Annotated in this window: 24 protein-coding genes; 11 read left to right on the top strand and 13 right to left on the bottom strand. The window is 74.4% G+C overall.

The window, feature by feature from the left end; genetic code table 11:
* Positions 1-9: 9 nt before the first annotated feature.
* On the top strand, positions 10-579 hold the full coding sequence (locus tag O7618_RS30870; RefSeq protein WP_278109651.1) for a TetR/AcrR family transcriptional regulator: 570 nt from the start codon (positions 10-12) through the stop codon (positions 577-579).
* Between the two features lie 22 nt (positions 580-601).
* Here the strand turns inward: O7618_RS30870 and O7618_RS30865 are convergent, their stop codons facing one another.
* The 7 genes from O7618_RS30865 to O7618_RS30835 form a co-directional block, all read right to left on the bottom strand.
* Positions 602-1114, bottom strand: a complete 513-nt coding sequence (locus tag O7618_RS30865; protein WP_278109650.1) for a GNAT family N-acetyltransferase — start codon at positions 1112-1114, stop codon at positions 602-604.
* Entirely contained in the window at positions 1111-1326 is a 216-nt protein-coding gene (locus O7618_RS30860) for a biotin/lipoyl-binding carrier protein (RefSeq protein WP_091447276.1), read from the bottom strand. The genes O7618_RS30865 and O7618_RS30860 overlap by 4 nt, the downstream gene beginning before the upstream one ends.
* A 395-nt stretch (positions 1327-1721) precedes the next feature.
* Positions 1722-2009, bottom strand: coding sequence for a mycothiol system anti-sigma-R factor (gene rsrA / locus O7618_RS30855; RefSeq protein ID WP_278109649.1), 288 nt, complete (start codon positions 2007-2009; stop codon positions 1722-1724).
* 2 nt (positions 2010-2011) lie between these two features.
* Positions 2012-2818: a sigma-70 family RNA polymerase sigma factor gene (locus O7618_RS30850; RefSeq protein ID WP_278109648.1), complete on the bottom strand. Its 807-nt coding sequence runs from the start codon at positions 2816-2818 to the stop codon at positions 2012-2014.
* A gap of 373 nt (positions 2819-3191) precedes the next feature.
* Positions 3192-3806, bottom strand: a complete 615-nt coding sequence (locus tag O7618_RS30845) for an alpha/beta family hydrolase (RefSeq protein ID WP_278109647.1) — start codon at positions 3804-3806, stop codon at positions 3192-3194.
* A 130-nt stretch (positions 3807-3936) separates the two neighbouring features.
* Entirely contained in the window at positions 3937-4329 is a 393-nt protein-coding gene (locus O7618_RS30840) for a WhiB family transcriptional regulator (RefSeq protein WP_107161005.1), read from the bottom strand.
* Between the two features lie 212 nt (positions 4330-4541).
* On the bottom strand, positions 4542-5249 hold the full coding sequence (locus tag O7618_RS30835) for an SOS response-associated peptidase (protein ID WP_278109646.1): 708 nt from the start codon (positions 5247-5249) through the stop codon (positions 4542-4544).
* Positions 5250-5352: 103 nt separating this feature from the next.
* Here O7618_RS30835 and aroA point away from each other — a divergent pair, with 103 nt between their 5' ends.
* From aroA to O7618_RS30815, 4 genes are all read left to right on the top strand, one after another.
* On the top strand, positions 5353-6654 hold the full coding sequence (gene aroA / locus O7618_RS30830) for a 3-phosphoshikimate 1-carboxyvinyltransferase (RefSeq protein WP_278109645.1): 1302 nt from the start codon (positions 5353-5355) through the stop codon (positions 6652-6654).
* 204 nt (positions 6655-6858) lie between these two features.
* Entirely contained in the window at positions 6859-7758 is a 900-nt protein-coding gene (gene rsgA, locus O7618_RS30825; protein ID WP_278110212.1) for a ribosome small subunit-dependent GTPase A, read from the top strand.
* 60 nt (positions 7759-7818) lie between these two features.
* Positions 7819-8637, top strand: a complete 819-nt coding sequence (gene hisN, locus O7618_RS30820) for a histidinol-phosphatase (RefSeq protein WP_278109644.1) — start codon at positions 7819-7821, stop codon at positions 8635-8637.
* 60 nt (positions 8638-8697) lie between these two features.
* Positions 8698-9657, top strand: a complete 960-nt coding sequence (locus tag O7618_RS30815; protein ID WP_278110211.1) for a hypothetical protein — start codon at positions 8698-8700, stop codon at positions 9655-9657.
* Here O7618_RS30815 and O7618_RS30810 read toward each other — a convergent pair.
* Complete coding sequence (locus O7618_RS30810) at positions 9552-10808, bottom strand: glycosyltransferase (RefSeq protein WP_278109643.1); 1257 nt, start codon at positions 10806-10808, stop codon at positions 9552-9554. The genes O7618_RS30815 and O7618_RS30810 overlap by 106 nt on opposite strands.
* Positions 10809-11000: 192 nt before the next feature.
* On the opposite strand from O7618_RS30810, the gene O7618_RS30805 reads away from it, so the two are divergent.
* From O7618_RS30805 to O7618_RS30795, 3 genes are all read left to right on the top strand, one after another.
* On the top strand, positions 11001-12002 hold the full coding sequence (locus O7618_RS30805; RefSeq protein ID WP_278109641.1) for an SDR family oxidoreductase: 1002 nt from the start codon (positions 11001-11003) through the stop codon (positions 12000-12002).
* Between the two features lie 56 nt (positions 12003-12058).
* A complete protein-coding gene (locus O7618_RS30800; RefSeq protein ID WP_278109640.1) occupies positions 12059-12736 on the top strand; it encodes an ATP-binding protein in 678 nt (225 codons plus the stop codon).
* Positions 12737-12816: 80 nt separating this feature from the next.
* Positions 12817-13389, top strand: a complete 573-nt coding sequence (locus O7618_RS30795) for a DUF5709 domain-containing protein (protein WP_278109639.1) — start codon at positions 12817-12819, stop codon at positions 13387-13389.
* A 1-nt stretch (position 13390) separates the two neighbouring features.
* Here the strand turns inward: O7618_RS30795 and O7618_RS30790 are convergent, their stop codons facing one another.
* Both O7618_RS30790 and O7618_RS30785 read right to left on the bottom strand, forming a co-directional pair.
* A complete protein-coding gene (locus O7618_RS30790) occupies positions 13391-14023 on the bottom strand; it encodes a response regulator transcription factor (RefSeq protein ID WP_278110210.1) in 633 nt (210 codons plus the stop codon).
* 11 nt (positions 14024-14034) lie between these two features.
* Positions 14035-15159 (bottom strand): DUF5931 domain-containing protein, encoded by a 1125-nt coding sequence (locus tag O7618_RS30785; protein ID WP_278109638.1) that lies wholly within the window; start codon positions 15157-15159, stop codon positions 14035-14037.
* A gap of 115 nt (positions 15160-15274) precedes the next feature.
* Between O7618_RS30785 and O7618_RS30780 the strand changes: the two genes are divergently transcribed.
* A complete protein-coding gene (locus O7618_RS30780) occupies positions 15275-15739 on the top strand; it encodes an ATP-binding protein (RefSeq protein ID WP_278109637.1) in 465 nt (154 codons plus the stop codon).
* 24 nt (positions 15740-15763) lie between these two features.
* On the opposite strand, the gene O7618_RS30775 is transcribed toward O7618_RS30780, so the two are convergent.
* Positions 15764-16702: a ribose-phosphate pyrophosphokinase gene (locus O7618_RS30775; protein ID WP_278109636.1), complete on the bottom strand. Its 939-nt coding sequence runs from the start codon at positions 16700-16702 to the stop codon at positions 15764-15766.
* A gap of 65 nt (positions 16703-16767) precedes the next feature.
* Here O7618_RS30775 and glpK point away from each other — a divergent pair, with 65 nt between their 5' ends.
* Entirely contained in the window at positions 16768-18252 is a 1485-nt protein-coding gene (gene glpK, locus O7618_RS30770) for a glycerol kinase GlpK (protein ID WP_278109635.1), read from the top strand.
* 38 nt (positions 18253-18290) lie between these two features.
* Here the strand turns inward: glpK and O7618_RS30765 are convergent, their stop codons facing one another.
* Positions 18291-19028 carry a VOC family protein gene (locus O7618_RS30765; RefSeq protein WP_278109634.1) on the bottom strand — a complete coding sequence of 246 codons (738 nt, stop codon included), beginning with the start codon at positions 19026-19028 and terminating at the stop codon, positions 18291-18293.
* Positions 19029-19054: 26 nt separating this feature from the next.
* Entirely contained in the window at positions 19055-19888 is an 834-nt protein-coding gene (locus O7618_RS30760; protein ID WP_278109633.1) for a phosphoribosylaminoimidazolesuccinocarboxamide synthase, read from the bottom strand.
* A 123-nt stretch (positions 19889-20011) separates the two neighbouring features.
* Between O7618_RS30760 and O7618_RS30755 the strand changes: the two genes are divergently transcribed.
* Complete coding sequence (locus tag O7618_RS30755; protein ID WP_278109632.1) at positions 20012-21337, top strand: ABC transporter substrate-binding protein; 1326 nt, start codon at positions 20012-20014, stop codon at positions 21335-21337.
* The last annotated feature ends 14 nt before the right edge of the window (positions 21338-21351 follow it).

The following is a 21351-nucleotide window of genomic DNA, read 5'->3' as shown; positions in this document are numbered from 1 at the left end:
GTCGGTCGGGTGAGCGAGAGCACAGGTGGCACGCGGCAACGGATCCAGGCCGTCGCGCTGCAGCTCTTCACCGAGCAGGGGTACGAGAGAACCTCGCTCCGGGAGATCGCCGAGCGACTCGACGTGACCAAGGCCGCGCTCTACTACCACTTCAAGAGCAAGGACGAGATCGTCACCAGCTTCGTGGATGACCGGCTGCGCCTGGTGGACGAGTTGATCGCCTGGGCCGCCGACCAGCCCGCCACGCACACCACCCGGCGCGCGCTGATCGGCCGCTACGCGGACGCCATGTTCGCCGGTGAGTTGCCCAAGGTGATGCGGTTCTTCGAACAGAACCAGACGGTGCTCAAGAGTCTGCCCGCCGGCCAGCAGATGCGCGACCGGATCATGGGGCTCGCCGCGGAGCTGAGCCGGGGCGACGACTCACCCGCCGCGCAGCTACGCGCCGCCCTCACCCTGTTCGCGGTGCACACGAGCTGGTTCGCGGTGCGCGCGCCCGGCATCACCGACGAGGAACGCAAGGCACTCGCGCTCGAGGTGGCCGACGAACTGCTCGCGAAGATCGGCGACGGCGACTGAGCCCGTCGGGGCCCCGCTCGAATCAGCGTGCCGCGGTCAGGTCCAGGCGGAGGCCGAGCAGGTCGACGCCGGGCGCCGGGGTCCAGTCCTGCTCCGGCGCGCGAACGAACCCGAGGCGGTCGTAGAGTCGGCGCGCGCTCGCCGACATCCCGGCCCGGACGCAGATCACCACCGCCGTGCAACCGCGCTCGGCGGCCCGCGTCACGCAGGCCCGCGCCAGCGCGGCGCCCGCGCCCCGACCCTGCGCGGCCGGATCGACCGCGAGCATCCGGAACTCGGCCTCGCCCGGCCCGGCGAGTTCCGCGTACGGGGTGCCGGGCAGCACGAACGTCACCGAGCCGAGCACCGCGCCGGTGGGCTCGTCCACGGCGACCAGCACCTCACCGGTCGCCGCCCGGCCGGCCACGTCGGCGAGCACCGCTTCGTACCCGTTCTCGGCCTTGAGCTGGCCGTCCGCCTCGTACGCGGCCACCGTCAGGCGGGCCACCGCGGGGAAGTCCGCCGGCTCGGCGCGGCGCACGAGCGGGCCGGTCAACCGATCACCGCGATCAGGTCGCCGTCCTGCACCACGTCGCCCTCGTTCACCGCGAGCTGCTGCACCACGCCGTCGGACTCGGCGACCACCGGGATCTCCATCTTCATCGACTCCAGGATCACCAGCGTGTCACCCTCGGACACGGTGTCCCCGGTCGACGCCACGACCTTCCAGACGTTCGCCACCATCTCGGCGCGGATCTCCTCGGCCATCTCCGGGCCCTCCCTCAAGTCCGACGGTCCTGCGAACGTATCCAACCATGACGCCGGTCACGCCGACCCGTTGACCACCGGCCCGCGACGCGCCCCACCGCGCCCGGCGCGGCAGCGGCGGCACTAGCATCGAGCGGGTCGGCGCCCGGCGTATCCACCGGCCGCACGCGACCTCCGCCGCGCTCGCCCGCGGCCGGACCGTGACCAGCACAAGGAGGCAGAGCATGGCGAAGAAGGCCCGCAAGAAGAAGGCCCGCAAGAAGAGCGGCGCGAACCACGGCAAGCGCCCCAACTCCTGATCATCGATCAGCCGCACCGACCCCCAGGGGCCGGACACACCGGTGGCCCGGGTCCGCGTCGGACCCGGGCCACCGGTCTCTGATCGACGGCTGACGTCAGTCGGCCAACTCGCGGGACTCGCTGGTCTCGAAGACCACCAGCTCGGTGAGCCGCAGTCGCAGCCGCTCGCGCAGCTTCTCGGGCGCGGCCTCGTTGCCGCAGCACCTGGCGACAAGTGCCTTGACCTCCTGCTCGATGCCGTACTCGCGCAGGCAGGGCCCACACTCGTCCAGGTGGTGCCGGATCAGCACCCGGCGCTCCTCGGCGCACTCCAGGTCGAGGTAGAGGTAGACCTCGGCGAGCACCTCGCGGCAGTCCGTCTCGTGCGGTTGTCCACAGCTCACGGTCACACCTCCCGGCCGGCGGCGGCGGTCGAGCCCTTCGACGGCGCGGCGCTGAACCCGCGCTCCGCCGCGTAGCGCTCCAGGAGCTTCCGCAGGTTGCGTCGGCCCCGGTGCAGCCGGGACATCACGGTGCCGATCGGCGTGCCCATGATGTCGGCCACCTCCTTGTAGGAGAAGCCCTCGACGTCGGTCAGGTAGACCGCCAGGCGGAACTCCTCCGGCAACTGCTGGAGGGCCTCCTTGACGTCGCTGTCCGGCAGCCGGTCGAGCGCCTCGGTCTCGGCCGAACGCAGGCCGCTGGACGTGTGCGACTCGGCCTCGGCGAGCTGCCAGTCGGTGATCTCGTCGGTCGGCGCCTGGACCGGTTGGCGCTGCCGCTTCCGGTAGGAGTTGATGTAGGTGTTGGTCAGGATCCGGTACAGCCAGGCCTTCAGGTTGGTGCCCTGCTCGAACTGGTGGAAGGCGGCGTACGCCTTCAGGTAGGTCTCCTGGACCAGGTCCTCGGCATCCGCCGGGTTGCGGGTCATCCGCAGCCCGGCAGCGTAGAGCTGGTCGACGAAGGGCATCGCGTCCCGCTCGAAGCGGGCCCTGCGCTCGTCCGTCTTCTCGGTGGTCAACCGCACATCCCCTCGCGTCGGATGCTTCCCCGCCGAGGATACGCGTACCCGCCTGCCGGCAGATTCACTTCCCGAGTGTGTGCCGGTGCTCACGGCCGACGCCGCCGCGGGCCACTCCGGCGCGTCGAGCAGCCGGCGGAGCTGCCGTTCGTCCCGTTCGTCCCGCTCCCGGCTCCGTGTCTCGATCGGCACCGGTCACCCCCTCGCGCTGACAATGTCGTTCCACGGGTGTCAACGCGGACCACGGGCCACCGCATTCCGTCGCGCCTTGAGCAGGCACCTCGCGCCCGGTCGGCCCGCGCGTCCACGATCTCCCAACGTGCGGGACGAACGTTCCACTTACCAAGATCTCGAAGACGTCGGCGTGGGTGGCGGAGCGGGTCACCCGTCCCGGCCCCAGCCTCGGCCGCGACCGACGCTGGGACCAGGAAGGGCCTGGGAGGTGGTCCCGGCCCCGCCCGAACCGGGCGGACGGCACCAACCGGTGCAACGACCGCCCACCAGGGACGGTCACGCACGCCGATGCCGACGCCCGGAGCAGGACGGCTTCGGCCTCAGCCCGAGTTCACGGCAGCCAGCCCCGGGCCGCTAACCACCCGCGTACCACCTCCGCCGTGCCGGCCGGATCCCGCCGCAGGTCGTGCCGCTCCCCCGGCCGGACGACCACCTCGATCCCGGGCCCGGCATCGGGTACGCCGAACGGGTCCCGGTCGCCGTTGACCACCAGAGTGGGCAGGCCGGTGCCCAGCTCGCCGGCCCGGGAACGCTCCGGCCGGCCGGGCGGGTGCAACGGGAACGCCAGCGCCACCACGCCCGCCGCTCCGACCGCGCCGGCGGTCCGGCAGGCCACCCGCGCGCCACTGGAACGGCCGCCCACCACCCAGCGGCCGGCCTCCGGCAGGCGCCGACGCAGCTCGGCCAGCACCACGGCCCATGCCTCGTCCAGGTGCCCGGCCGGCGCGGGCGCCCGCCGCCCGGCGACCCGGTAGGGCTGGGTCACCAGCGCCACCCCCGCCCCGGCGCCGCGCAACGCGTCGCGGACCGCCACCAGATCCGGCGCGTCGACGTCGCCGCCCGCGCCGTGACCCAGCACCAGCACCGTGCCGCTGGCCGCCGACGGCGGGTCGAGCCGGATGTGGGCCGGTCCCCTCGGTGTGTCGACCTCGTCGTCGTGCCGCACCGTCCCATTCTGCGCACGGCACGTCGCCCGGCGACGGCAGACCCGGCGACAGCCGTCGCCGCCGGACCGATCCGGCACCCGGACGCCACCGCCACCCGGCCCGGCCGGCGGACCACGGGCGACGTCGGCGTCAGCTCAGCGGCACCAGGGTGAGCAGGCGGTCGCGCACCGGCGGACCGGGTTCGTCGGCCGCGTCCGGATCCGGCTGCACCTCGCTGCGCCAGGCGACCAGCATGGCCCGCCGTTCCCGGGGCGTGGTGCCGCCCCAGACGCCGTGACAGTCGCCCACCTCCAGCGCCCAGGCCAGGCAGGAGCCCTGGACGTCGCAGGTGCGGCAGAGCGCCACCGCCGCGTCGGCCGGCTCGTTGGGCGCCGGAAAGAACGTCTCCGGATCGACGCTCTGACAGGTTCCCCTGGTGCGCCACGCCTCGTCCTGGCGCCGTTCGCGCAAGGCCCGCAACAGGCGCGGATCACGCCGCGCGGCGGCCACCTCGTGCGGGCGCGGCATGCGTGCCCGTGTCAATACACCCACCTCCCCCGTGGGACCGGCGAAGATCTTGCTAGAGATCGATGAATGTCATTCGCCCCGTGCGAATGGACGCCCATCACCGGCGCTGTGTTCTATCGCACTCGCGCACGTGGGGACAAGGGTCTTCGGTAAACCTGACTAAACGGCCGGGCGACGTTTCAGGCGCAACCCCGGCAAATCAGCACTCGACAATGTGCGGGGTGTGATCAGAAGAGCATCGGTTCGGAGGGGGTCGCCCCGGCGGGCGTGGCGACCCGGGCGATCAGCTCCGGGCCGTCGTTGCGGACGTCGCCGACCGCCGTCGACACCGGCCGGATCTCCAACCCGGCGAGCTGCCCGGCGTCGGGCGGACCGAGCAACGCGGCCGGCTCGTCGGTCGGGCCGAGCCAGGACGCCCAGCGCTCCCGGGGCACCAGCACCGGCATCCGGTCGTGCACCTCGGCCAGCTCGCCGAGCGCCGCGGTGGTCAGCACGCTGAACGTGAGCCGGGCCGACCCGGCCGACTCCCAGACCGACCAGATGCCCGCGAAGGCCAGCACCGAGCCGTCGCGCGGGGTCATGAAGTAGGGCTGCCGGCCGCCGTCCGGTCGCCGGACCCACTCGTACCACCCGTCGGCCGGAACCAGGCAGCGACGCCGGGCGAACGACGGGGCGTACGCCCGGCTGGTGGCGACCGTCTCGGCGCGCGCGTTGATCATCCGGGCGGCGGCCGTCGCGCTGCGGGCCCAGGGCGGGAGCAGCCCCCAGCGGCCCCGCGAGAGCAGCCGGTGCCCCTCGGCACCGAGCCGCACCAACGGCGCGGGATCGGTGGGCGCGACGTTGAAGTCGGGCCCGATCTCGCCGTCCGGGTCGGCCGACTCGAACAGCGCGCTCAGGTCGCCCGCGCTCCGGGTCGTCGCGTACCTCCCGCACATGGCGCCCACGCTAGCCCCACCGGGCCGTTCCGGCTGTCCCGCCCAGCGGGAGCAGGCCCGACGACCGGTCCCACCGGCGGTGTCGGGTTGGCAGAATGTGAGCGTGGGGAATCTGACCGCTACGCGTCCGCCGCAGCCGTGGACCGCGCCGACCGCGAGCGACCCGGTCGCCGCGACGCTGCGCCTGCCCGGCTCCAAGTCGATGACCGCCCGGGCCCTGGTGCTCGCCGCGCTGGCCAGCGGGCCGTCGACGCTCGACCGGCCGCTGCGCGCCCGGGACACCGAGCTGATGGCCGGCGGCCTGCGCGAGCTGGGTTCGCACATGTCCGTCTCCGACGACGACCGCTGGCTGGTCCGGCCGCATCCGCTGGTCGGCCCGGCGCACGTCGACGTCGGCCTGGCCGGCACCGTGATGCGCTTCCTCCCCCCGGTGGCCGGGCTGGCCGCCGGGCGGGTGACGTTCGACGGCGACCCGCACGCCCGCACCCGGCCGCTCGGCCCGCTGATCGACGCGCTGCGCGCGCTCGGCGTCCGCGTCGACGCCCCGCCCACCGGCAGCCTGCCGCTGGTGGTCCAGGGCGCCGGGCGGGTGACCGGCGGCGACGTCGTGATCGACGCCTCCGCGTCGAGCCAGCTGGTCTCGGGGCTGCTGCTCGCCGGGCCCCGCTTCGACCGGGGCCTGGTGGTCCGGCACGAGGGCCCGCCGGTGCCCTCCGCACCACACGTGCGGATGACCGTGCAGATGCTGCGTGCCGCCGGCGCGGCGGTGGACGACACCACGCCCGACGTGTGGGCGGTCGAGCCCGGCCCGCCCACCGGGCGCGGCTGGGAGATCGAGCCCGACCTCTCCGGCGCCGCGCCGTTCTTCGCCGCCGCCCTGGTCACCGGTGGCGAGGTCACGCTCCAGGGCTGGCCGCGCGGCAGCCTCCAGCCGGTGGAGCGGTTGCGCGAGCTGCTGCACCGGATGGGCGGCGAGGTGACGCTCGGCACCGACGGGCTGCGGGTGCGGGGCACCGGCGCGGTGCACGGGCTCGACGCCGACCTCTCCGACGTGGGCGAGCTGACGCCGGTGCTGACCGCGCTCACCCTGCTGGCCGACACGCCGTCCCGGCTGACCGGGATCGGCCACATCCGGGGCCACGAGACCGACCGGGTCGCCGCGCTGGCCAAGGAGTTCACCGCGCTGGGCGCCGACATCACCGAGACCCGCGACGGCCTGGAGATCCGTCCCCGCCCGCTGCGCGGGGGGACCCTCCGGACGTATGCCGACCACCGGATGGCGCACGCCGCGGCGGTGGCCGGGCTGGCCGTCCCCGGCATCGAGATCGACGACGTGACGTGCACCTCGAAGACCATGCCGGAGTTCCCGGCACTATGGTCGGGGATGGTGACCGGCAAGAGCTGAAAGCGGGGGGACGTCCTGGCGACCAGGCGGCGGGAGTACGACGAGGACGACGTCCGGGTGCGCCCCGGCCGGTCGTCGCGACCCCGCACCCGGACCCGACCCCGGCACGCGGACGCGGTCGACGGCTTCGTGGTCGCGGTCGACCGGGGCCGCTACACCTGCGTCCGGCCGGACGCCGGCCTGGACGACCCGGTCGTCACCGCCATGCGCGCCCGCGAGCTGGGCCGCAAGTCGGTGGTGGTGGGCGACCGGGTGGGGCTGGTCGGTGACGTCTCCGGCGCGCCCGGCGCGCTGGCCCGCATCGTGCGCATCGCCGAGCGCACCTCCGTGCTGCGGCGCACCGCCGACGACGACGACACCACGGCCGAGGGGCGGCTGGAGCGGGTGGTGGTGGCGAACGCCGACCAGTTGGTGATCGTCAGCGCGCTGGCCGACCCGCCGCCGCGCACCGGGTTCATCGACCGCTGCCTGGTGGCCGCGTACGACGCGGGCATCGAACCGCTGCTCTGCCTGACCAAGGCCGACCTGGCCGGCCCGGAGGCGGTGCTCGGCTACTACACCGAGCTGGAGCTGCCGTACGTGCTGATCCGACCCGGCTCCGAGCTGGCCGATCTGCGCACGCTGCTCGCCGGGCGCGTCTCGGTCATGGTGGGCCACTCCGGCGTGGGCAAGTCGACGTTGGTCAACCGCCTGGTCCCGGAGGCCGAGCGGGCGGTCGGCACGGTCAGCGCGATCGGCCGGGGCCGGCACACCTCGACCAGCGCGGTGGCGTTGCGCCTGCCGCCCACGCCCGGGCCCGACGCCGGCGGCGACCCGGGCTGGATCGTCGACACCCCCGGCATACGCAGCTTCGGGCTGGCGCACGTCTCCGCGGAGAGCCTGCTGCACGGCTTCGGAGACTTGGTCGAGGCGACCGTCGACTGCCCGGCCAACTGCCCGCACACCGCCGACGAGGCGGCCTGCGCGCTGGACGCGTGGGTGGCGGCCGGCCGGGCCGACCCGCGCCGGCTCGCCTCGTACCGCCGGTTGCTGGCCTCGCGCAGCGGCGAGGGCGACGCCCGCGAACCCGAGCGCAACCCCGGCGATCCGCTCGCCGGTTCCTGACCGGCGGACCGCGCGGCACCCGCCGGTGCCGGCCGCCGCGGCGGCGCTAGCGTGTCGACCATGACCGGGTACGCCGACGACCTCGCCCTCGCCCACCTGCTCGCCAACGCCGCCGACGCGGTCTCGTCGGCCCGGTTCCGCGCGCTCGACCTGCGGGTGGAGTCGAAGCCGGACCTGACGCCGGTCTCCGACGCGGACACCGCCGTGGAGCGGGAGATCCGGGGGCTGCTGGCCACCCACCGCCCCGCCGACGGCCTGCTCGGCGAGGAGTACGGGGAGCAGCCGCCGGCCGGCCCGGACGGGCGCCGCTGGGTGCTCGACCCGATCGACGGGACGAAGAACTTCGTCCGGGGCGTACCGGTGTGGGCCACGCTCATCGCGTTGCTGGAGCACGACCGGCCGGTGCTCGGTCTGGTCTCCGCGCCGGCGCTCGGCCGGCGCTGGTGGGGCGCGACCGGCGCGGGCGCGTTCGCCGGCACGGGCCCGGCCGACGGCGCGCCGATCCGGGTCTCCGGCGTCACGGCGCTGGCCGACGCGAGCGTCTGCTACTCGTCGCTGACCGGTTGGGAACAGGCCGACCGGCTGGACGCGGTGCTCCAGCTCATGCGGGACACCTGGCGCAGCCGGGCGTACGGCGACTTCTACGGTTACATGCTGCTGGCCGAGGGCGCGTTGGACGTGATGGTGGAGCCGGAGCTGTCGCTGTGGGACATCGCCGCGCTGGTGCCGATCGTCACCGAGGCCGGCGGCCGGTTCACCGACCTGGCCGGCCGGCCCGCCCCGGCCGGCGCCGACTCGGCCGACCTCAGCGCCGTGGCGACCAACGGCCCGTTGCACGCCGACGTCCTGGGCCGGCTCGGCCGGCCGGCCGAGCGCTGAGGGGGCCCGAGCCTCTATCCTCGCCAGGTGGTCTCCTCCGGTTGGTGCTTCCTCGCGGCGATGATCGTCGCGTACGGCTTCGCCAACCTCCTCCAGTCGGTGGCCGCCGCGCGGACCACCGTGCACCACACCTTCGATCCGGGGCTGCTGCTGCGGCTGGCCGGTCACCGGACCTACCTGATCGGGTTGGCCTGCCAGGTGGTCGGCTTCGTGCTGGCCTTCCTGGCCCGCCGGGACCTGCCGTTGTTCCTGGTCCAGGCGTCGGTGGCGGCCGGGCTCGGAGTGACCGCGGTGCTGGGCGTGCTGGTGCTCAAGTGGCGCCTGCCGGCCGCCGAGGTGGTGCTGCTGGCGCTGCTGTTCGGCGGGATCACCGCGTTGGTGCTGTCGGCCGAGCCGGCGCCGTCCCGGCAGCTCGGCACCGCCGGGCTGGTCGGCCTGGTGGCGGCGCTCGGCCTGATCGCCGGGTCGGGCTTCTTCGCCGCCCGGTTGCAGGGCGCACTCGGCTCGGTGGTGCTCGGGTCGCTGGCCGGGATGGCGTTCTCCGCCGCCGCGGTGGCGGCCCGCCCGCTCGCCTCCGCCGACTCGACGGAGGCGTTCGTCCGCGACCCGCTGCTTTACCTGCTGATCGCCCACTCGGTGGTCGGCCAGTTGCTGCTCGGCCTGGCCATGCAGCGCGGGTCGACCACGGCGGCGGTGGCCGCGATGGACGCGGCCGGCGCGGTGCCCGCCGCGATCGTCGGTCTGCTGCTGCTCAATGACAAGATCTGGCCGGGTCGGGAGTGGTTGGCCGGGCTCGGCTTCCTGGTCACCCTGGCGGCCGTGGTGGGCCTGACCCGCTACGCCGAGCCGCAGCACCACCACGCGACCGCCCGGGACCGGGAGCCGGCGATGATCGGCGTCCAGGTGGTGCCGGCTCAGGCCGCCTCGACCGGCCCCCGTTCGGAGACGGCCACCTCGACCGGCGGTGTCGGCTCCACCGGCACGGCCGTCGGCCGGCGGCGACCGATCACCCGCTCGTAGAGCCGCTCCAGGGCGGCGGCGGTCCGTTCCCAGGTGTAACTGCACCGCACCCGGTCCACCGCCGCGTGCCCGTACGCGAACCGGCCGGCGTTGTCGGTCAGCATCCGGCGCAGCGTGACGCCGAGGGTGCGCACGTCGCCCGGCGGCACCAGCTTGCCGGTCACCTCGTCGACCACCGCGTCGGCGATGCCGCCCATGGCGTAGCCGACCACCGGCACGCCGCAGGCCATCGCCTCCAGCGACACCCGGCCGGCCGAGGAGTAGTGCGGGGTGCAGGCCACCACGTCCGCCGAGCGGTACCAGGTGGCCATCTGGTCGTGCGGCACCGCGCCGACGAGCTGGATCCGCTCCGCCACGCCGGCCCGCGCGGCCAGCTCGCGCAGCCGGCGCGCCTCCGCGTGCCCGGCCAGCCGGTCGGCCGGCGGGCCCCCGGCGATCACCAACTCGGCGTCGCCGACCAGGCGCATCGCCCGGATCAGGTCGTCCTGGCCGTGCCCGGGCGCGAGCCCGCCCACGGAGAGGATGCGCGGGCGCTGGTCCCGAGGGGCCGCCTCGCCGTCGGGGTGGAAGTATCCGGTGTCCACACCGGTCGGCACCATCGCCACCGAGGTCCGTTGCAGGCCCATCCGGGTCAGTTCGTCGACCTCGTCGTTGCACTGCGCGACCGCGACGTCCACGGCCCGGGTGAGCGCCCGTTCCAGCGGAATGCGCTGGCCCGGCCCGGCGTAGCCGCGGCCGAGGTGGCGCAGTTGCTCGACGCCGAGCGAGTGGAACGTCTGCACCACCGGGATGTCGGTGGCCCGGACCGCGTGCGCGGCCGCCAGCCCGCCCACCCAGTAGTGCCCGTGCACCACCTCGGGCGTCCAGTCGCCGGACCACTCGCCGGCCAGCCAACGGCCGAACTCGGCCACGTACGGCACCAGCTCGCCGGTGGGCAGCGGATCGGGCGGGCCGACCGGCACCCGCGCGAGACGGTAGCCGTCCAGCTCGGCCAGGGCCGGTTGGGCGGCCGCGTCGCGGCGTTCGTACACGCGGACCTCGTGGCCCCGGGCGGCGAGTTCAGCCGCCACGCGCGCAATATGCTCCTGAGTCCCGACGGTGGGACCGTCGGTGGACGAGCCGGCGTGCGCGCAAACAAGGCCGACGCGCATGGTGCACCTCCATGCGTTGCTCGGTAGCTGGGTCTCCCGGTAGAGCGTCCCATTAACCCGGCGTCGGTGGCCCCAAACCTGGCAGATCGCCACCGTGCCCGGCGTCCCGTCCACGGGACAGCACGTCCGACCGAACCCGATCAGCGCGGGCCGCACCGGCATGACCGGCCGACGCCGGGGTACCGCCCAGGAATGCCGCTCACCCGAAGTCTCGCCGACGCCACCGTCGTCATCACCGGCGCCTCCAGTGGCATCGGCGCGGCCACCGCCTACGCGCTGGCCGGCCGGGGGGCCGCCGTGGTGCTCGCCGCCCGCAGCGAGGCGGCGTTGCGACGCGTCGCCGAGCACTGCCGGGAACTGGGCGGGCAGGCGCTCACGGTGCCCACCGACGTGACCGATCCGGACGCGGTGGAACTGCTGGCGGCCCGCGCGGCGGAGGAGTTCGGCCGGATCGACGCCTGGATCAACAACGCGGCCGTGGGCACCGTGGGGCTCTTCGACGAGATCCCGGTCGCCGAGTTCCGCCGGGTGGTCGAGGTGAACCTGCTCGGCACCGTGCACGGCACCCGGGCCGCGCTGCCGTGGCTCGCCGCAGCCGGCGGTGGCGTGCTGATCAACAACGCGTCCGTGCTGGCCGAGGTGGCCATGCCGTACCAGTCGGCGTACAACGCCACCAAGCACGCGATCCGCGGGCTGACCGACACGGTGCGGCAGGAGCTGCGGGTCACCGGTCGCGGGAACATCTCGCTCTGCACCGTGCTGCCGGCCAGCATCGACACGCCGTTCTTCCGGCACGCGGCCAACCACACCGGGCGGGAGCTGACCCCGCCGCCCCCGGTCTACCCGCCGGAGATGGTGGCCGAGAGGATGGTCCGGCTGCTGCGTCGGCCCCGGCGCGAGGCGTACGCGGGTGGCGCGGCCCGGCTGATGGGGCTCCAGTGGCGGCTCGCCCCGGCGCTGGCCGAGCGGACGCTCGGCTGGTACACCGCGCGGACGCAGTTCGGCCCCGGTGTCCGTCTGGACGCCACCGGCAACGTCTTCACGCCCGGCTCGGCGGCCGAGCGGACCGACGGCTGGTCCGGCCGGCGCGGCCAGTTGCTGCGGGTGACGGCGGCGTTCGGCCTGGCCGCCGCCGGCACCGCGGTCGGCACCGTCGCGGCGATCAACAGGCGCTCCCGATCGGCGCGGCCGTGAGTCCCGTCGGCCGGACTGATGCGCGCGCCAGAGCCGACGTGCACAATGGGACGATCATGCCGACGGATGCGCGTTGCCTGGTCGAGACCGACGAATCCACCGCGACGGTCAGGCTGACCGACGTGCTCGACCGATCCGGGGCGGAGGCCGTGCGGGGCACGCTGCTCGCCCGGCTGTGGCAACGGCCGGGCCCGGTGCGGGTCGACCTGTCCGGGGTGCGCATCCCCGACCCGGCGGTGCGCGACGCGCTCGACGAGGTCCGCCGTGAGGTGGCCGACTGGCCGGCCACCGAGCTGCTGCTGGACCCGGGCGACCCGCCGGCGCCCCGAGCCGCGCCCTCCGACCTGCTCGAGGTCGAGCTGCCACCGGTGGTGGAGGCGGCACGCGAGGCCCGGTCGCTGATCGCCGAGGGGTGCGCCAGATGGGGCCTGCGGGAACTGGCCGAGCCGGCCTGCATCGCGGTCACCGAGATGGTCAACAACGTGGTCGCACACGCGGCGACCCCGATGACGCTCCGGCTCGCGTCGCGTGGCGACGCCCTGCACGCGGCCGTGCGGGACCACGCCGCCGGGCGTCCCGCCTACGCCGGGCCGGCCCCGGTCGACTCGGTGGGCGGCCGCGGGCTGCTGCTCATCGACACGGTGGCCCGGCGCTGGGGCAGCACGTCGCTGCCCGACGGCAAGGTGGTGTGGTGCGTGCTGTACACCGAGGACGAGGCGGCGTTCCGCAACTGAGGCGGGATTTCGCCGCTTTCCTCCCGATCTACCCTGCCGCTCGCGGTTAATGGGGCAAGGGCAGTGGGTAGTTCATCGGCATGCGCGACGACGAGTACCCCACCCCCGTGTCCGACCCCGAGGCGGAGGGCCTGCCCGACACCGCCGACGACGACTCGACCGCCAACGACGACGTGTCGACCGGGCGCGAGGCGGACGGCCCGGAGCCGGCCCAGATCCCCGGCGACCGCACCCCGGTCGCCGTCGACCGGTTCGGCACCACCGCCGAGGAGCAGCTCGACGGCGAGTCACTCGACTACAAGCTCGACCGCGAGCAGTACGAGCGCCCCGCCGACGACCCGCTGGCCGGCACCGTCGACCCGGCGATCGCGGCCGAGGCGGACAGCGAGGAGGCCGCCGCGCAGGCCCAGCTCGACGCGGACGTGATCGACCCGGGCCCGGTCTCCGACCCGCACTCCCCGGTCTCGGTCTACGACCACGGCCAGCTCGGCACCGTCGCCGACCACGAGGTGGGCCGGCTGGGCGAACCAGACGAGGGCGCACGCACCGACCAGGAGACCGACAACGTGGCCTACGACGCCGGCGCCGCCGGGGGCGGAGCCAGCGCCGAGGAGCTGGCGGTGCACGAGACCCAGCCGCCGGACGCGCGCTGACTCACTCGTCCAGGCCCCGCTCGATGGCGTACCGGGTCAGCTCGACCCGGTTGTGCAACTGGAGCTTGCCCAGGGTGTTCTGCACGTGGTTCTGCACGGTCCGGTGGGACAGCCGGAGCCGCTCGGCGATCTGCTTGTAGGACAGCCCCTTGGCGACCAGCCGCAGCACCTCGGTCTCCCGGTCGGTGAGCCGGGGCGCGTCGTCGTGCGGGGCCGGCGGCGCGGCGGCCAGCCGGCGATACTCGCCGAGCACCAGCCCGGCCAGCCCGGGCGTGAACACCGGCTCGCCGGCCGCGGTGCGCCGCACCGCGTCGAGGAACTCGGCCGGCGCGGCCGACTTCACCAGGTAGCCGGTGGCGCCGGCCTTGACCGCGTCCAGCACGCTCTGCGGCTCGCCGCTGGCCGAGAGCATCAGCACCCGCACCTCGGGCAGCGCGGCGCGCAGCCCGCGCACCACCTCGACGCCGGAGACGTCCGGCAGTTGCAGGTCGAGCACGACCAGGTCGGGGCGGGCCGCCGCGGCCACCCGGACCACCTGCCGCCCCTCGCCGCTGGTCGCCACCACGTCGAGGCCGGCCTCGGTCAGGTCCCGGGCCACCCCCTCGCGCCACATCGGGTGGTCGTCGACCACCATCACCCGGATGCTCACCGCCGCCGGCTCCGCGGCACGGTCAGCTCGATCTCGGTCCCGGCGCCCGGCGCGGAGACGATCCGCACCTCGCCGCCCAGGTCCGCCACCCGGCCCCGGATGGACTGGGCCACCCCGAGCCGGCCCTGCGCCGCGGCCTCCGCCAGCCGCCCGTCCGGGATACCCGGCCCCTCGTCGCGTACCGAGACGGTCACCGTCTCCTCCTCGTCCTCGATCAGCACCCAGGCCCGCCCACCGGCGTGCCGGGTCACGTTGTCCAGCGCCGCGCCGACCGCCGCGGCCAGCTCACCCGCTGCCCGCGCGGGCAGCGGCACCGGGGTGGCCGGCGCGGCCACCTGCACCGCCGCCGAGGCGTAACGGTCGAGCAGATCGCGCAGGTCCCGGTCGGCCCCGCCCCGCTCCGGTTCGGCGTCCACCCGGCCGATCAGCGACCGCAACGCGGCCTCCTGCTCCCCGGCCAGCCGGGCCAGCTCGGCCGCCTCGCCGTCCAGGTCGGCGCCGCGCCGCCGGACCAGCGCCAGCACCTGGAGCACCGAGTCGTGGATGTCGCGGGCCAGCCGCTCCCGCTCCCGGGTGGCGGCCTCCAGCTCCACCGCCCGCTGCAACCGGGCCTCCGCCTCGGTGGCCAGCCGGGCCACGTGCCCGACCACCAGGCCGGCGAGCAGCAGCAGGATCGCGCCGGTGAACGCGGACGGGTTGATCGGGTCGCGGGTGGCCAGGTCGGCGCCGCCGAGCACCAGTGCGGCGACGGTGCCCCGCCGCCGGCCCCCGGAGACCGCCCAGGCCAGCACCGGCCCGGCCAGCCAGGCCGAGGTCAGGACCGGCACCCCGGCGGCGAGCGCCGGGCGGCCCACCACCCAGGGCGTGGCCAGGATGATCGCCAGCACCACGCCGAGGTCGGCCAGGAGCAGCGGCCAGCGCCGCCCGGCCGGGCGGCGGTAGCCGGCCGCCGTCACGCCGCTCCAGGCCAACATGCCCAGCAGGACGGCGCCGGCGGCCACCGGGTGCGCGTACTCGCCGCCGTCGCGCAGGACGAGCACGCCGACGTAGGCCAGCGAGGCGAACCGGAACACCGCGATGGACCGCCAGAACGGGCCTTCCAGGCCGGAGGGCGACGGCATGGGCGTCACCCTGCCACAGCCGGTCACGCGCGGGCCGCGGGGTGCGGGTCAAGAAAACCTGACGTACGGTGGAAAAGCCGCGAAAGTCGTCGGGAGCCAGCGCCGGGACGGAGTCATGACAAACGCAGAACTCCCCGCACCGCGTACGGTTGTGCCCATCGAACCTTCCCTTCTGATCGCCGAGGCCTTCGACCAGGCCCAGGTGACCGAGCTGCGGCACTCGGTCACCTCCTGCGCGTACGCGGTGGGGCTGACCGGGCAACGACTGGACGACTTCGTGCTCGCGGTCAACGAGCTGATCACCAACGCGGTCCGGCACGGCGGCGGGCAGGGCCGGCTGCGGCTCTGGCGACGCGGCGGCGACCTGGTCTGCGAGGTCGCCGACCACGGACACGGAATCAGCGAACGGCGGCTGCGCGACCGCGACCGGCCGGCCCCGGAGACCGCCGGCGGCTGGGGCCTCTGGCTGGCCCGGGAGCTGAGCGACACGATGGAGGTCGAGACCGGCGACGCCGGCACGGCCGTCCGGATCACCGCGGCGTTGACCACCCCGCAACCCGCCCGCCCGCTGGACGGCTGACCGGCCGCCGGGCCACCCCGCCCGTCAGCCGAAGAGGGCGCTCACCGACTCGCCGTTGTGGATCCGCCGCATCGCCTCCGCCAGCGCCGGCGCCACCGAGAGCACCTCCAGCTTCGGCACCCGCTTCTCGACCGGGATCGGCACCGTGTTGGTGCAGACGATCTCCAACACGCCCTCCTGCGCGCTCAGCCGCTCCAGCGCGCCGCTGGAGAAGAGCCCGTGCGTGCAGGCCAGCCGGATCGAGCGCACCCGCCGCCGGCGCAGGTGCGAGATCAGCTCGACCACGGTGCTGCCCTTGGCGATCTCGTCGTCCAGCACGATCACGTCCCGGTCCGCCACGTCCCCGATGATCGTGCTGATCTGCACCCGGTCGTCGCTGAAGCGTTGCTTCGCGCCGGCCGCCACCGGGGTGCCCAACATCCGGGCGAACGCCGCCGCCTCCTTGGCGTTGCCCAGGTCCGGCGAGACCACCACCGCGTTGTCCAGGTCGTGACCCTTGAAGTGGGCGGCCAGCTCACGCAGCGCGTGCAGGTGGTCCACCGGCACGCTGAAGAAACCGTGCACCTGCGGCGAGTGCAGCGTCATCGCCAGCACCCGGTGCGCGCCGGCCGAGGTGAGCAGATCGGCGACGAGGCGACCGCCGATGGAGATCCGCGGCGCGTCCTTCTTGTCCGACCGGGCGTACGCGTAGTGCGGCAGCACCACGGTGATCCGGCCGGCCGACGCGCCCCGGGCGGCGTCGATCATGAGCAGCAGCTCGACCAGGTGCTCCTGCACGGGCGGCACCAGCGGCTGGATGAGGAAGACGTCCCGCTCCCGGCAGTTCGCCTGCAACTGCACCTCGAGGCAGTCGTTGGCGAACCGGGACACCCGCACCGGGTGCAGCGGAACGGCGAGGTGGGCGCAGATCTCGGCGGCGAGATCCGGGTGGGCGGTCCCGCTGAACACGGCAATGTCACGCACGTCTGATGATCGTACGGGCCGGTCGGCGGGAGGCGTGGGACGCTTCCGGCGGGTACGGTGCCTGCGTGACCGGAGAGTTCGTCGCCGCCATCGACCAGGGCACCACCTCCTCGCGCTGCCTCGTCTTCGACCACGCCGGTGAGATCGTCGCGGTGGCCCACCGCGAGCACCGGCAGATCTTCCCGCGCCCCGGCTGGGTCGAGCACGACGCCGAGGAGATCTGGACGAACGTCGAGCACGTGGTCCGCGAGGCACTGGCGAGCGCCGACATCGGCCCCGAGCGACTGGCCGCGGTGGGCATCACCAACCAGCGGGAGACCACGGTCGTCTGGGACCGGGCCACCGGCCGGCCGGTGGCGAACGCGATCGTCTGGCAGGACACCCGCACCGGCCCGCTGCTGCGCGAGCTGGCCGAGACGTACGACGCCGAGCGGCTGCGGGCCCGCACCGGCCTGGCCCTGGCCACCTACTTCGCCGGGCCGAAACTGCGCTGGCTGCTCGACCACGTCGACGGGCTGCGCGAGCGGGCCGAGCGCGGCGAGGTGCTGTTCGGCACCATGGACAGCTGGCTCATCTGGAAGCTGACCGGGCGGCACGTCACCGACGTGACCAACGCCAGCCGCACCCTGCTGATGGACCTGGAGACCCTCGACTGGGCGCCGGAGCTGCTCGACGCGCTGCGGATCCCAGCCGCGATGTTGCCCGAGATCCGCTGCTCGGCCGAGGTCTACGGCACCGCCGAGGGCGTCCTCGCCGGGGTGCCGGTGGCCAGCGCGCTCGGCGACCAGCAGGCCGCGCTGTTCGGGCAGACCTGCTTCCAGCCCGGCGAGGCCAAGTGCACCTACGGCACCGGCAGCTTCCTGCTGCTCAACACCGGCGCGAGCCCGGTGCCGTCGCGACACGGCCTGCTCACCACCGTGGCCTACCGGATCGAGGGCCAGCCGGCCACGTACGCGCTGGAGGGCGCGATCGCGGTCACCGGCTCGCTGGTGCAGTGGCTGCGCGACAACCTCGGCCTGATCTCGACCGCCGGTCAGGTCGAGGAGTTGGCCCGCAGCGTCGACGACAACGGCGGCTGCTACGTGGTGCCGGCCTTCTCCGGCCTGTTCGCGCCGCACTGGCGCAGCGACGCCCGGGGCGTGGTCGCCGGGCTGACCGGCTACATCACCAAGGGGCATCTGGCCCGGGCGGTGTTGGAGGCGTCCGCGTTCCAGACCCGCGAGGTGGTCGACGCGATGAACGCCGACTCCGACGTGGCGCTGCGCCGGCTGCGGGTGGACGGCGGGATGACCGGCAACGCGCTGCTGATGCAGTTCCTCGCCGACGTGCTCGACGTGCCCGTGGTGCGCTCCCGGATCACCGAGACCACCTGCCTCGGCGCGGCCTACGCGGCCGGTCTGGCCGTCGGCTTCTGGCCCGACCTGACCACCCTGCGCGACAAGTGGCGCTCCGACGCCCAGTGGGAGCCCACCATGGACCCGACCCACCGCGACCACGAGCTGCACCAGTGGCACAAGGCCGTCCAACGCACCCTGGACTGGGTGGACTAGCCCTCTCCCCCGCGAGCAGGATCGCGGGACGGAGGAGGTCAGCCCGGGGTGAGCACGCAGAACTCGTTGCCCTCGGGGTCGGCCATGACCGTCCAGTGGATGTGGGCGCCGGACAGCTCGATGCGGGTGGCGCCGAGTGTCTCCAGGCGGGCCACCTCGGCCGCCATGTCGTCGGCCGGGTAGGGGCGGACGTCGAGGTGGACGCGGTTCCACCCCGTCTTCGGGTCGGGGTTGCGGACGAACTCCAGGTAGGGGCCGACCCCCTGGGCGGAACGCAGCGAGGCGTGTTCGTCGGTCACCTCGTGCACCGTCCAGTCCGTCGCCTCGCCCCAGAACCGGGCCATCTCGCGCGGGTCCGCGCAGTCGACCACCACCGCGGCGATCGGCCCGGTGTCCCGGTAGATCGGGCGCGGCTCCAGCACGCAGAACTCGTTGCCCTCCGGATCGGCCAGCACCGTGAACGGGACGTCGCCCTGGCCGACGTCGACCGGGCTCGCGCCCAGCTCGGTGAGCCGCGCGACCAGCTCCGCCTGATGGGCCGCCGACGTGGTGGCCAGGTCGACGTGCACCCGGTTCTTGCCCACCTTGGGTTCGGTGGAGACGACGAGGTCGATGCAGACCGCTACCGGGTCGGGGTAGACGATGCCCTCGGGTTCGAGGTTGGTCACGCCCGGCCCCTCGTTGGAGATGCCCCAGCCCAGCGCCTTCGCCCAGAAGCCGCCGAGCGCGGCGTCGTTCCGGGCCTTCATGTTGATCTGCACGAGCCTCGTCGCCATGCCGCCGAGACTAGACGACCTCCGCGTCAGCCCCAGCGGTTGCCGGTGAGCTTCTCGTACGCCTCGACGTAGCGGCCGCGGGTCGCCTCGATCACGTCGGCCGGCACCTCCGGCGCCGGCGGGCGCTTGTCCCAGCCGCTCTCGGTGGCCCAGTCCCGCACGTACTGCTTGTCGAAGGAGAACTGGGAGCGGCCGGGCTGGTAGGACTCCGCCGGCCAGAACCGGGACGAGTCGGAGGTGAGCAGCTCGTCGCCCAGGACCAGGGTGCCGTCCGGGGCCCAGCCCAGCTCCAGCTTGGTGTCGGCGATGAGGATGCCCCGGTCCGCGGCGATCTCCGCCCCCCGCCGGTAGACCTCGATGGTGATCTCCCGTAGCCGCTCCGCGGTCTCCGGGCCGACCTTGTCGACCACCTGGTCGTAGGTGATCGGCTCGTCGTGCTCGCCCTTCGGCGCCTTCGTCGACGGCGTGAAGATCGGCTCGGGCAGGATCGACGCCTCCACCAGGCCCCGGGGCAGCGGCACGCCGGAGACCGAGCCGGTGCGCTCGTACTCGGCGAGGCCACCGCCGGTCAGGTAGCCCCGGGCCACGCACTCCACCGGCACCATGTCCAGCCGCCGGCACCTGATCGCCCGCCCGGCGAACTCCGCCGGCACGTCGGTGGCGGAGACGACGTGGTTCGGCACCAGGTCCACCAGCTGCTCGAACCACCACAACGAGAGCGCGGTGAGCAGGCGGCCCTTGTCCGGGATCGGGGTCGGCAGCACCACGTCGTAGATGGAGACGCGGTCGGAGGCGACCAGGATCAGGTCCGCGCCGTCGGCGTAGACGTCCCGGACCTTGCCCGAGTGCAGAAGTTCCACGGCGGTAAGTACACCATGACCGGTGTGCGCGCTCCGGCGCGCCCGTCGGCCGTCCCACCCGGCGTTGACACCCCCGTCCGGGGCCGGTGGAATGATTCGTCCAGCCCAGCATCGGAGAGAATCGTGCGCGCTCAGCGGCCCGTAACCCGCCCCGGCCTCGACCGGCGGCGGTTCCTCGGCGCGCTCACCGGTCTGCCGTTGATCGCCGGCGGGCTGGCCGGTTGCAGCCCGGCGGAGGACGGGGCGGCGGCCGACGACGGGCCGATCGAGCTGTCGGTGTTCTGGTGGGGCGGCGACCGCCGCGCCCGGGCCACCGAGCAGGCGCTGCGCCTCTACACCGAGCGGAACCCCCGGGTCGGCTTCCGGATCACCTGGCAGGGGCTGGCCGGCTACTACGACCGCCTCGCCACCCAGGCCACCGGCGGCAACGTGCCCGACCTGTTCCAGATCGACGACACCCTGCTCACCGAGTACGACCGCCGCGACATCCTGCTCGACCTCACCCGCTACGCCGACGACGACCGGCTGGAGCTGCGCGACCTGCCGGAGCAGTTGGCCCGCTACGGCCGGGTCGACGAGCGGACCGTGGCGGTGCCCGCCGCGCAGACCAACGCGGCGCTGGTCTTCAACCGGGACCTGCTGCGCCGGCTGGGCCAGCCCGAGCCGCGCACCGGCATGTCCTGGAAGGAGTACGCCCGCTGGGCGGCTCGCGTCACCCGCGCCTCCGGCAACCGGGTGGCCGGCACCATGGACCCCTCCGGTGACTATCGGGCGCTCTGGCTCTGGCTGCGCGGCCAGGGCAGCGAGCTGTACCAGGGGCGGCAGCTCGGCTTCAGCTCGGCCGAGCTGCTCGCCTGGTTCGAGTTCTGGGAGGTCGCCCGCTTCGACCGGGCCACCCCGAGCGCCGCCCTGGTGGAGCAGGCGGACACCGGCGAGCTGGCCCGCCAGCTCGTGGTCACCGGCCACACCGCGGCGTCCTTCGCCTGGTCGCACCAGTTTCCGGAGTTGCAACGCCTGGCCGAGGACACCTTGGGCGTCGTCGCCTTCCCCGGCACGCCGGCCGCCCAGTGGCCCCGGGCGTCGATGTACTGGGCCGGCTTCCGCGGCACCCGCCACCCCGGCGTGGTGGTGGACGTGCTCAACTTCCTGACCACCAACGTGGCGGCCGGCCGGGTCCTCGGCGTGGAACGCGGGCTGAACCCCGCCACGCAGGTCCGCACGTACGTTCTCGACGGCGTCACCGACCGGGCCGAGAGACGGGTGGCGGCCCTGGGCGCGGAGCTGGACGGGCTGGCCGGCCCGGCGCCCGCGCCGCCGCCGCAGGGGCACGCCGCGGTGCGGAGCCTGCTGATCGACGCGGCCGAGAGCATCCGCGCCAAGCGGGCGGGCGCCCGCACCGCCACCTCCCGCTTCATGGCGCGGGCGAACGCCGCCCTGGCCAGGGGGTGAGGCGGGGCCCCTTC

It is taken from the genome of Micromonospora sp. WMMD980 (assembly GCF_029626035.1).
Taxonomy (GTDB): Bacteria; Actinomycetota; Actinomycetes; order Mycobacteriales; family Micromonosporaceae; genus Micromonospora.
Note: the sequence above shows the minus strand (reverse complement) of the source record. Positions and strands in the feature narration are given on the sequence as shown.